This is a genomic window from Myxococcus sp. CA056, from assembly GCF_013336715.1.
GTDB classification, from domain to species: domain Bacteria; phylum Myxococcota; class Myxococcia; order Myxococcales; family Myxococcaceae; genus Myxococcus; species Myxococcus llanfairpwllgwyngyllgogerychwyrndrobwllllantysiliogogogochensis.
This window is the reverse complement of record NZ_JABUMT010000002.1, coordinates 504,529-515,453: the sequence shown is the minus strand read 5'-3', so window position 1 is coordinate 515,453 and position 10,925 is coordinate 504,529. Positions and strand designations below refer to the sequence as shown.

Genomic DNA, 10,925 nt, shown 5'->3' with positions numbered 1-10,925 from the left:
CGCGGTCACGAGGAGCGACCGGCAACGAACTCCTCGACCTCGCGAGCCTCGCGTTTCAACCCACGCTCCTCGCGGTCACGGGGAGCGACTTCCCGCACAAGTGGAGCGACTACGCGGCTTCGGGTTTCAACCCACGCTCCTCGCGGTCACGAGGAGCGCCCACGAGCTGCGGCGGCTCCGCATGTAGCCAGTCGTTTCAACCCATGCTCCTCGCGGTCACGAGGAGCGACCGAGGCCGACCAGTACAGGAACCCGTCCGTGTTGTTTCAACCCACGCTCCTCGCGGTCACGAGGAGCGACCGGACGGTGGGTTGAGCGCGTCCGAGACGTCGACGTTTCAACCCACGCTCCTCGCGGTCTCGAGGAGCGACCCGTAGCTGGCCCTGATGGATCGGACCTTGGACGAGTTTCAACCCACGCTCCTCGCGGTCACGAGGAGCGACCACACTGGAGGCAAGACGTTTGAGCAAGGACACGGTTTCAACCCACGCTCCTCGCGGTCACGAGGAGCGACGATGAGCGGGCCTACGCCTACGGCTCCCCGACGTTTCAACCCACGCTCCTCGCGGTCACGAGGAGCGACGCCCGGCCCGGAGGCCGGACGCGACATACCGGTTTCAACCCACGCTCCTCGCGGTCACGAGGAGCGACGCTGCTCCACGCGCTCAAGCTTCCCCGTCGCCCCGTTTCAACCCACGCTCCTCGCGGTCACGAGGAGCGACCGTCTCGGCATCGGCGGCGCGTGCCAGCAGCTCCCGTTTCAACCCACGCTCCTCGCGGTCACGAGGAGCGACACTCGACAACCGCGACCCCCAACGCGCGGAACGGTTTCAACCCACGCTCCTCGCGGTCACGAGGAGCGACTCCGCTGGAGGCGGACCCGTCCGTGTCAAGTGGTTTCAACCCACGTTCCTCGCGGTCACGAGGAGCGACTGATGCAGCACATGGGGGAGAAGCCCCTCTGCATGTTTCAACCCACGCTCCTCGCGGTCACGAGGAGCGACCGCGCAGGCCATCTTCAAGGGCTGCGACATCCAGTTTCAACCCACGCTCCTCGCGGTCACGAGGAGCGACACCAAACATCAGGGCAGCAATGACAGCCAGGAGTTTCAACCCACGCTCCTCGCGGTCACGAGGAGCGACGCCGCTGCGTGGTGGTGCTGGACGCCTGTACCAGTTTCAACCCACGCTCCTCGCGGTCACGAGGAGCGACTTCTCGCCTACATCCGCCTCGTCACCGACAGGTTTCAACCCACGCTCCTCGCGGTCACGAGGAGCGACTGCGCGTGGGAGGCATTGCAGGCGATGGCCGAGGTTTCAACCCACGCTCCTCGCGGTCACGAGGAGCGACCTCCGCGGACCCATACACCAACACCTCCCCGCGTGTTTCAACCCACGCTCCTCGCGGTCACGAGGAGCGACTCATCTACCGCCCTATCGAGGGCTCCGTTGACACGTTTCAACCCACGCTCCTCGCGGTCACGAGGAGCGACCCGCTGCGGGCTGGGTGACAATCACCCCTCACCAGTTTCAACCCACGCTCCTCGCGGTCACGAGGAGCGACCTCGCGCCCTCCTCGGGCGTGGCAACCTCAGAGCGGTTTCAACCCACGCTCCTCGCGGTCACGAGGAGCGACCTGCGACCGCTTTCAGGCCGACTGGGACCGGTTGTTTCAACCCACGCTCCTCGCGGTCACGAGGAGCGACTGCTCGTCTCACACGTCATGTGGCACCTCGTAGGTTTCAACCCACGCTCCTCGCGGTCACGAGGAGCGACCGTCGGGATGGCGTTGCCCTCGGACAGCACGGACGGGTTTCAACCCACGCTCCTCGCGGTCACGAGGAGCGACGCGGGGTGGGGGAGGCGACCGGCGCGGTCTCGGGTTTCAACCCACGCGCCTCGCGGTCACGAGGAGCGACATGGTTCCCGTGCGGTCTTCAACCGTGATGCGGTTTCAACCCACGCTCCTCGCGGTCACGAGGAGCGACGTGTCCGCGCCGTCGCTGGCACAGCACCCAGGAGTTTCAACCCACGCTCCTCGCGGTCACGAGGAGCGACAAGAGGTTCGTGGTGCCTGCTGGCTCCACCTCAAGTTTCAACCCACGCTCCTCGCGGTCACGAGGAGCGACTGCCGCCGAAGGACGAGACGCCGGCCACCGCCGTTTCAACCCACGCTCCTCGCGGTCACGAGGAGCGACCACCAACCCAAGGAGAGTCGCATGACGCAGAAGGTTTCAACCCACGCTCCTCGCGGTCACGAGGAGCGACGCTCAAGCGTCCGCAGCCGGGGCAGGCTCTGTTGGTTTCAACCCACGCTCCTCGCGGTCACGAGGAGCGACCGCCCTCGGAGAAGAGCGCAACAAGGTGGCAAGGGTTTCAACCCACGCTCCTCGCGGTCACGAGGAGCGACGCCGGCAACTCGCGTGAGTGGGCAGCCGCGCAGTTTCAACCCACGCTCCTCGCGGTCACGAGGAGCGACTTGCCGTCTGCTCCTGGGTGAGCGTGGGCTTCTCGTTTCAACCCACGCTCCTCGCGGTCACGAGGAGCGACGACACAGCGCCAAAGCCCGTGTCTGTTGGCACCACGTTTCAACCCACGCTCCTCGCGGTCACGAGGAGCGACGAATGGCTTTGGCCGCGTTGCGCTCGCCAGCAATGTTTCAACCCACGCTCCTCGCGGTCACGAGGAGCGACGCTGGGCGACCGGCACAAGTGCGCCATCATCGTGTTTCAACCCACGCTCCTCGCGGTCACGAGGAGCGACGCCCTGCCCTGCCCTGCCCTGCCCTGCCCTGAAGCTTCGCTTTGTTTCAACCCACGCTCCTCGCGGTCACGAGGAGCGACCCCCCACGTGAGCCACAGCAACGAGCAAGCGGAGTTTCAACCCACGCTCCTCGCGGTCACGAGGAGCGACCGGCTTCGCCGGCACCAACACGATGTACTTCCTGTTTCAACCCACGCTCCTCGCGGTCACGAGGAGCGACTTCACAACGACCGCGACTGCGCTCGCCTGCTCCGGCTGTTTCAACCCACGCTCCTCGCGGTCACGAGGAGCGACCGGGCTTCGGGGCACTACCAAAAGTGTTACTCGTTTCAACCCACGCTCCTCGCGGTCACGAGGAGCGACCATTCTGCCGGACCGATGCGAACTTCCCTGGCTGGTTTCAACCCACGCTCCTCGCGGTCACGAGGAGCGACCGTCAAGGACGGCATCGCCGCCGTTCGGCGCCTCCTGTTTCAACCCACGCTCCTCGCGGTCACGAGGAGCGACTGCCACAGGACGACGCCTGCGATGCTGCCGGCCTTGTTTCAACCCACGCTCCTCGCGGTCACGAGGAGCGACCGCGCCGGCTACGTCATCGACACCGTTCGCTCGGGTTTCAACCCACGCTCCTCGCGGTCACGAGGAGCGACCCACGTCGTGCGGACGCCGGAAGAGGCGCTCTACGCGTTTCAACCCACGCTCCTCGCGGTCACGAGGAGCGACGGACAAGACGGCGGTGCTGTCCTACGCCGAGGCGCGGTTTCAACCCACGCTCCTCGCGGTCACGAGGAGCGACGGAGAGTGGAGGCACGAGACGGACGGAGGGATGTTTCAACCCACGCTCCTCGCGGTCACGAGGAGCGACTCACTTGCCGTCCCTCTCGTGTAGGTAGCGCCGCGTTTCAACCCACGCTCCTCGCGGTCACGAGGAGCGACCTTGAGGCCCGCACGGTCGCCAGGCCCCCCTCGGTTTCAACCCACGCTCCTCGCGGTCACGAGGAGCGACTGTTCATCCGGATTGTCACGCCCGGGGACAATAGTTTCAACCCACGCTCCTCGCGGTCACGAGGAGCGACCTCATCAACGTGCGGATGCACGTCGAGACGACGTTTCAACCCACGCTCCTCGCGGTCACGAGGAGCGACGGCACCACGACGTCCCTACTGGTCATGGGCACGTCGTTTCAACCCACGCTCCTCGCGGTCACGAGGAGCGACTGGAAGTGCGTCACCGCCGCGCTCGGCGTGCCCTGTCGTTTCAACCCACGCTCCTCGCGGTCACGAGGAGCGACTTGGCGAGCCCTGATTACTGCGGACCGAAGACGAGTTTCAACCCACGCTCCTCGCGGTCACGAGGAGCGACCCAGCTCCACGAGCACGGCCCCCAAGTAGTGGTGTTTCAACCCACGCTCCTCGCGGTCACGAGGAGCGACCGTAGCTCTTCAAAAGCACGTCGCGGAATCGGTTGTTTCAACCCACGCTCCTCGCGGTCACGAGGAGAGACGAAGGCGCTCAACTATCCTTGGGTGGCGATGTCAAGTTTCAACCCACGCTCCTCGCGGTCACGAGGAGCGACCCTCGTCACCGTCCACGTCGTGCGGACGCCTGAGGTTTCAACCCACGCTCCTCGCGGTCACGAGGAGCGACATGCCCTGGTGGACAAGCACATTCCCCATCTGTTTCAACCCACGCTCCTCGCGGTCACGAGGAGCGACTCCGCGAGGGTGATGGCGAGGAGCATGCCCGGGTTGTTTCAACCCACGCTCCTCGCGGTCACGAGGAGCGACCCCTGACGTTCGAGCAGGCGGCGGAGCACGCGCTGTTTCAACCCACGCTCCTCGCGGTCACGAGGAGCGACCTCCGGCGGCGGAGTCAGCCGGCCCACGGTCATGTTTCAACCCACGCTCCTCGCGGTCACGAGGAGCGACAGCAGCAGGCTTCACCATCCCACGAGCAAAACGCCGCGCCGCCTGTTTCAACCCACGCTCCTCGCGGTCACGAGGAGCGACTGTTCATCCGGATTGTCACCCCCGGGGACAACAAGTTTCAACCCACGCTCCTCGCGGTCACGAGGAGCGACTAGCCACCTGTGCAACCCAGTTGTATGCGTACCGTTTCAACCCACGCTCCTCGCGGTCACGAGGAGCGACTCGACAGGGAGCGCGTGTTGGACTGCGTCCCACCGTTTCAACCCACGCTCCTCGCGGTCACGAGGAGCGACGCGGCTGACATGGCGTGGAACGCCGCGCTGGAGGTTTCAACCCACGCTCCTCGCGGTCACGAGGAGCGACTCCAGGCCGTACTCCGCCTTGACGACGCTGCCGACGTTTCAACCCACGCTCCTCGCGGTCACGAGGAGCGACCAGGATTTTGCTGGTGCGCTCCGGCTCAAGGTCGTTTCAACCCACGCTCCTCGCGGTCACGAGGAGCGACCGCGGGCGGGGTGGGGGTGGGCGTGGCGCCCAGCCGGTTTCAACCCACGCTCCTCGCGGTCACGAGGAGCGACACGACGGATGACATGGGGTGGGTTCGCATCCCGGTTTCAACCCACGCTCCTCGCGGTCACGAGGAGCGACTCTGCCCTCCCAAGCTACCAGAACTCCAAGGGAATCCAGCCGCTTCGCGCGAACCTGGCTCCACTCGAGTCACCCAGCCCGAGTCGGCGGCTCCGCAGCCCGCGCAACCTCTGAAGACTATTGGTGATTTCAAAGAACGCGAACCTCCGACGGAGCCCACACCAGCACAGGTCCGCGCGCCCCACTCAGGGCACGCGAGCAACTCAGAGGATGAGCGGTCCCTCGACATCCAGTGGAATCCTCGCGCCATGATGCTCCGTCTTCCGAGCGACATCTTCGCTCAGGAAATAGAACCGCAGGCTGTCGCTCGCATCATCCAGCTCCGCGAGCAGCCGTGCACGCAGGACCACCCAGTCCTTCGGCTCCAGCACGCACTCGAAGACCGAATACTGAACCCGGACGCCATGGTCCTTGCACGCCCGAGCAATCCGCCGGAGCCGCCGTGGCCCATCCGCGTCGGAGACCCGGACGTCGTAACACACGAGCACGGTGACCTTTCTCACTCAGCGCACCGCGAACGGAGGATAGCCATCCAGTTCGCCCCGGAGCGCCCGAGCCAGCAGCAATGCCTGCAGATGGGGAACCAATCCCCAGCTCGTCTGCTGCCCCAGGAACACATGCTGGACCTCCGCCTGCTTCGCGCCCTGGTACGCCACGAGGAACGTCTTGCGCGCGTCGTCCTTGAGCATCACCGCTCCCGCCGCCTCCGTCTTGAAGTCCTCCGGCTTGAGCTGTCCCCGGTTCACCAGGGAGAAGACCAACCGGTCCACCACGGGCGCGCGGAGTTCCTCCATCAAGTCCAGCGCGAGTGACAGCCGCCCAGGCCGGTCCTCATGGAGGAACCCCACCGCGGGGTCCAACCCCACGCCCGCCAGCGCCCCCGCGCAATCCTGCGCCAGCAAGGCATACCCAAAGGACAACAGCGCATTCAGCGGGTCCCTCGGAGGCCGCCGGTTTCGGCCATCGAACACGAACCGCCGAGCGTCCCCCTTCAGCAGGTCCGGGAACACATCGAAGTAGTCCCGCGCCGCGATGCCCTCCAGCCCTCGCACCTGCTCCAGGTCCTCCGTCCGCTCCAGCGCACGAAGATGCCCGGAGAGTCGACGAGCTGCCTCCTCCAGTGCCGCCTTCCGCTCCTCCGCCGCATCCCGACGCGCATGCAGCAGGAACTGACGAGCATTCCCCAACTTCCCCACAACCATCGCCCGAGCGATGGCCAGCGTACGAGCCCCGTCATCCGCCACACGGAACTGCGCGCGCCGTAAGAGCACGTTGCCGCCAGGCATCCCCTCGACTCGCGCCAGGAACCGTCCCGTCATCCCGAAGAACGACACGTGAATCCCCGCCTCCACGCAACTCTCCAGGAGCTCCGGCGTCATCCACGCGCGGGCCAGACACACCACCGAGCGCAGATGCCGCAAAGGCACCTCCGCCTTCTTCTCGTCCTGAATCGTCACCACCACGCGCTCGCCCTCCTTGTTCAGACGGGTGCCCTCCACGGTGATGAACAGCGTATTGAGCGCGGTCGTCATGTCTGCCCTCCGCCAGTGACACGCCAAGGCCCGTTCTTCAGAGGTCCACGGACTCCACCATCCGCCGCAAGTGCTCGGCAACGCGCCGCTGTCCCGCCGTGACGTGCGGCAGGCACAGCGGCTCCAGCGAGCACGACTCGCACTTCGGCGCCTTCGGCACCACGGGCACATCGCGCCGCTCCAACAGTTCGTGCATCCGCGCGATGGCCTCCTCCGTCCGAGCCCGAAGTCGCACATCGAACGAGACAGCCTGTCGCCGGTGCTGCGCGCCATAGAAGAGCGCGCCCTCGGGGACAGCGACGCCGTGCATCTCCTCCAGACACAGCGCCTGGGCACAGAGCTGCACGGCGTCCGCGTCGTGCGACTTCCGCCGCCCACGCTTCACTTCCACAGGGTACGGCCGCCAGCCGGTGGGGCTGGCGGGGTCCGGGTGGTACTCGACCAGGTCCGCGCGGCCCGTGAGGCGCAGCCGTGAACAGCCCAGCCGAACCGCCCGCTCCACGCGGCGGCCCGGCCGGGCGTCATGGCCAGGAAGATCCACCCGCTCATGGAGCAGCCGACCCAACGCGGTGTTCACATCCTCCCGCCACAGTTGTTCGACATGGATGAGCGCGGCCTGCCGTTCGCAGAACAGCAGGTGCTGCAGGGCGGACAGCGCTACCCACGTCTCACGGGTGTCACTCATCCCGCCAGGTCCATCACCTCGATGCCCTCGGGCAGCTTCGCCGTGTCCACCGTCACGGTGTAGTCCGTGAACGCCCGAGCGGGCTTCTCCGGCTGCACAGGAGCAATCCGGACGCGGTCGAACAGAGCATGTGCGGGAGCATTGCCCAGCTCGGAGCCGTGCTTGAAGACGATGACCTTGCGCATGGCCATCAGTCCGCGCGCGGCGCTGCGGTCCAATTCGAACATGTTCGCGAAGGACTTGAACAACAGCTCCAGGTCCGTCGAGTTGAAGCCGGTCTGCCTCGCGAGGTGCGGCGAGATGAAGCCGTGCGCGCGATAGAGCCCGTAGGGCACGGTGTTCTTGCGCCCCATGGTCCGGTTGTCTCCGCCCTGTTTCTCCGCTTCGGCCTCCGTGGCCACGGCCATGCGCGTGATGGAGTGCTCCTGAGAGACAATGGGGCTCACGGACCGCGCGAAGGTGAGCTGCACCGGTCCGCGCACCTGTCCCGCGTTGGCGCCCGTGGACATGACGGCACCGAAGGTGCGGACATCGAAGAACGTCTTGCACATCCAAACCCGCCCCTGCTCGACTTCCGAGCCCTGGGCCTTTCCCTTGTTGTCGCGCTTCTTGCCGTCCTTCTCCACCTTGGGCTTCTCGTTCAGGTCGATGCCCAGTCCCTTGTACGCGTCGTTGATGGACACGTTCAGGATGGCCTTCTCCTTCACGAAGATGTCGAACCCCGGCTTCTTCTCCTGGGTGAGCTGGATGAAGTTGCGCACCTTGCGCTTGAGGCTCACGTCGGTCACCAGCCCGTGGCCCGTCTCCGGGTCGATGCGCGGCAGGTTGCCCGCGTCGGGGTCACCATTGGGATTGCCGTCCTGGACGTCGAACAGCAGGACGAAGTCGTGGCGGTTCTTGAGTTCGGTCATGGCGTTCTCTCTCTGGAATGGGTGGAAGCGGAAGCGAGGTCAGTCGGCGGACTCTTCCTTCGGAGGCTTGGGCTCGGAGGGCGTGCGCTTGGAGAAAAACGCCTCGCGCTGGTGGTAGTAGCCCACCGCGAAGAGGCCCTGCGCGTTGAGGTCGAAGACGCTGGGCAGGAAGTCGGGCTCCACCAGGGCCATCACCTCGGCCTTCGTCCGCTCCAGCCACCTGCCCTCGTCACCCGCCTTGGCGGCATGATGGATGGAGAGCGGCAGCAGTCGGGAGAAGGCCAGCGCGGGCGTGCGCGACGCCGAGGCGAAGTAGCGGTCCCGAATGGTGGAGTTGAGGTCGCTCCCCAGCGCCACGGCCTGCAAGCGCTCCAGCACGGCGAAGAGACGGCCCAGGACGTACGGCTGGAGCCGGTTGTTCTTGTCCAATGACACGGTGACCTCCTGAGAAAAGGCATGACTGCGAATGAGGGTGGCCTTGATGAGCGCGACACGGAGACGGAGTTGCTCGCGCTCCAGCTTCCCGTCAGCAGGGGGAAGCCGGAGCCGGTCCAGGGATGCGGAGAGGAGCTGACGCGGGAACGGATGTCCTCGGAGCGCGGCGCCCATCATCCGGGTGGCGAGGTCCGGTGACAGCCCCTTGCCCGACGGCGCCTCCACGGCCTTGAGCAGTCGCCACACGGGGATGGGCTGGTCCGGCTTCGCCTCGCCCAGGCGCAGGTCATCGAAGTAGCGACGGATGTTCCGCTTCACCTCACCGACGCTCGTCTGGAACCAGTCGCGCACGGCGACTCGGCCTGAGTTTCCCGCGAGCGTCACGGAGTAGAAGTTCCGTTCGTCCAGGTCCCCAGGTTCCAGTCCACGCAAGGGAGCCTCGAGGAAGCGTCGGAGGCCCTCTTCCGTCGGGTCCATCCAGTTGAGCAGCAGGCTCTCCTGCTCCGCGTTGCTGTTCGTCCAGAACGCCAGCACCGAGTCCTCACCGAGCTGGATGCCTTGTCGATAACGGCGCTCCTCCGACCTGCGCAGCAGGTCATTCAGGGCGAGCACGTACCCCAGCGCCGCCTGTTGGGAGATGGGGGCGTTCTCCCCCTGCTCCAGCCCATGGGACTCAAAGGCATCCGCATTGAAGGACACCAGTGAAGCGCCTGCTCCCTGCGTCTGGGGAATGTACTTGAGCTTGGGATGGGTCTCCGCGAGCACCGCGTTCCTGCCACTCACCAGGCACAGTCCCGTGCGCCCCAGCGCCGCCGCCTGCTCGCTTCGCCGCTCCCACCACGCACGGACCTCCGGGAGTTGGTGCACGGGTGTGACGGAATCCCCGACGACGAAGGCGAGCATCTCCGACCCGGTCCATTCGTTTTCGGGCCGCTCCGCGAGCGCCTTCGCGCGCGCCTTCTCATTCGCGAGGAACGCCTCCACCGCGCGCAATTCGGGCACGTCAGTCTGGGCCACGGCCTCCCGCAGCAACTTCAAGAAGGCCGCGAAGCGCACCGCGCCCTTCCCCGCCTTTCCCGCGCGCGCGGAGGGCTCCTCCTCCTTCTCGTGCCCGAGCACGTACTTCGAGTTGTCCACCACGAAGCCCGCCGCGATGTTCACCGAGCGCTGGGGAATGCGCGGAATCAACACGGGCAGCCCCTTCCCGCGCTCATCCTGCGTGGGCACCAACCCCAGGAACTTCCCCTCCGGACTCAGCCGAATCTGGAAGTCCACGGCCTTCGTCTCATAGAGCGGGTCATCGAGGAGCCCACGCTCCCGAGCGAAGTCGTTGAGCGCAGTGAGCATCATGACGGACCTCCATTGCGTTCCAGCACCTGCTCCCACGTCGGCACCTGGAGCACGCCGTGGTCCAGGTACGCGTCGAAGAACAGGGGCCGAGTCGCCGCGCCCGCATCACCGAAGGCGAAGTCGTAGAACATGAGCCCCAACGGTCTGCGCCCCAGCCCCGCTTCCGAGGGACTCAAGTCCTCCCCCGCGGGCGACACTCGGGCATCGAACTCGCGGCACCCCAGGTACGGCGCGTGGAAGAACTGTCCCTTCTCCAGTCGCCGCTCGAACATCTCCTCGAATTTGCGGACGTTGTCCTCGGCGCCCGTTTTGCCGGGCACCAGGGTGAAGGACGCGGTCATGACGTAGTCCACGTCACGCAGCGCCACCGTGTTGCGTTGCGAGCGGTCCTCGTCCGCCGCGTAGTCGAACTTCCCCACCACCGCGCGGTCGTTCACCTCGTTGCGGCGAAAGCTCGTCCACTTCACTGGCTTCAGGACGGCGATTTCGTGGAGGTGCCAACGAATCGCCGGCTTCCAGAGGATGGCCTCCAACACGCCTCTCGCCGCCGAGGGGGTCATGACCTCGTAGCTGACCCGCTCGGCCTTCATCTCCGGCCGCGTGAAGCACGCTATCGGCCCGCTGGCACGCACGCGGAACCGTCTGCTCGCTGCTGTCTTCATCCACACCTCCAG

Annotated in this window: 6 protein-coding genes and 1 CRISPR repeat array (1 of these 7 running past the window's edge); all 6 genes read right to left on the bottom strand. The window is 66.1% G+C overall.

Going from position 1 to position 10,925, the window contains the following annotated elements; translation table 11 throughout:
* A CRISPR array of direct repeats spans nucleotides 1–5,338; the repeat unit is 37 nt; unit sequence GTTTCAACCCACGCTCCTCGCGGTCACGAGGAGCGAC; it reaches 863 nt to the left of the window's first position.
* Nucleotides 5,339–5,541: 203 nt separating this feature from the next.
* From cas2 to cas5c, 6 genes are read right to left on the bottom strand one after another with little or no spacing between them, the layout of a single operon-like run.
* A complete protein-coding gene (cas2, locus tag HUA76_RS09775; RefSeq protein WP_174460684.1) occupies nucleotides 5,542–5,841 on the bottom strand; it encodes a CRISPR-associated endonuclease Cas2 in 300 nt (99 codons plus the stop codon).
* Complete coding sequence (gene cas1c / locus HUA76_RS09770) at nucleotides 5,842–6,870, bottom strand: type I-C CRISPR-associated endonuclease Cas1c (protein ID WP_174460683.1); 1,029 nt, start codon at nucleotides 6,868–6,870, stop codon at nucleotides 5,842–5,844.
* A 37-nt stretch (nucleotides 6,871–6,907) separates the two neighbouring features.
* The gene (gene cas4 / locus HUA76_RS09765; RefSeq protein WP_174460682.1) at nucleotides 6,908–7,555 is read right to left on the bottom strand and encodes a CRISPR-associated protein Cas4; all 648 of its coding nucleotides are present in this window, start codon (nucleotides 7,553–7,555) and stop codon (nucleotides 6,908–6,910) included.
* Complete coding sequence (cas7c, locus tag HUA76_RS09760) at nucleotides 7,552–8,466, bottom strand: type I-C CRISPR-associated protein Cas7/Csd2 (protein ID WP_174460681.1); 915 nt, start codon at nucleotides 8,464–8,466, stop codon at nucleotides 7,552–7,554. Before cas7c ends, cas4 begins: the two co-directional genes overlap by 4 nt.
* Before the next feature lie 39 nt (nucleotides 8,467–8,505).
* A complete protein-coding gene (gene cas8c, locus HUA76_RS09755) occupies nucleotides 8,506–10,251 on the bottom strand; it encodes a type I-C CRISPR-associated protein Cas8c/Csd1 (RefSeq protein WP_174460680.1) in 1,746 nt (581 codons plus the stop codon).
* Nucleotides 10,248–10,913 (bottom strand): type I-C CRISPR-associated protein Cas5c, encoded by a 666-nt coding sequence (cas5c, locus tag HUA76_RS09750; protein ID WP_174460679.1) that lies wholly within the window; start codon nucleotides 10,911–10,913, stop codon nucleotides 10,248–10,250. The genes cas8c and cas5c overlap by 4 nt, the downstream gene beginning before the upstream one ends.
* Nucleotides 10,914–10,925 lie beyond the last annotated feature (12 nt).